Origin of the sequence: Terrabacter sp. GCM10028922 (assembly GCF_042666095.1) — a bacterium.
Lineage (GTDB): Bacteria > Actinomycetota > Actinomycetes > Actinomycetales > Dermatophilaceae > Terrabacter.
Map to the genome: position 1 here is coordinate 1 of NZ_JBHTFG010000038.1, position 524 is coordinate 524.

The following is a 524-nucleotide window of genomic DNA, read 5'->3' on the forward strand; positions in this document are numbered from 1 at the left end:
ACGATGTGGGGCTTCGCCCGCCACGACGTGCTGCCCGACATCGTCACCATGGGCAAGCCCATGGGCAACGGCATGCCCCTGTCCGGCGTCGTGTTCCGCCCCGAGGTCAGCGACGAGTTCGGCCAGAACGTCCGCTACTTCAACACCTTCGCCGGCAGCTCGATCCCGGTCGCCGCCGGCGCCGCCGTCCTGGACGTCTTCGAGACCGAGAACGTCCAGCAACGCGTCCGCGAGAGCGGCCACGCCCTGCGCACCGGCCTGCAGCAGATCACCCGGGACTCCGCCCACGTCGCCGAGGTCCGCGGCAACGGCCTCTACGTCGGCATCGAGATCGTCAGCGACACCGGCGCACCCGACCGCGCCCGCGCCGAAGAGGTCATCACCGAGATGCGCACCCACCGCGTCCTGCTCAGCGGCACCGGCAGAAGCGCCAACACCCTCAAGATCCGACCCCCACTGGCCTTCACCACCGCCGACGCCACCCGGTTCCTCGAGACCTTCGCCACGGTCGCCAAGAACCACCT

General features: G+C 69.8%; 1 protein-coding gene. It reads left to right on the top strand.

Annotation, left to right across the window (positions count from 1 at the left end):
* A partial coding sequence (locus ACFQU3_RS24420; RefSeq protein WP_385914804.1) for an aminotransferase class III-fold pyridoxal phosphate-dependent enzyme occupies positions 1-524 on the top strand: 524 nt, incomplete at both ends.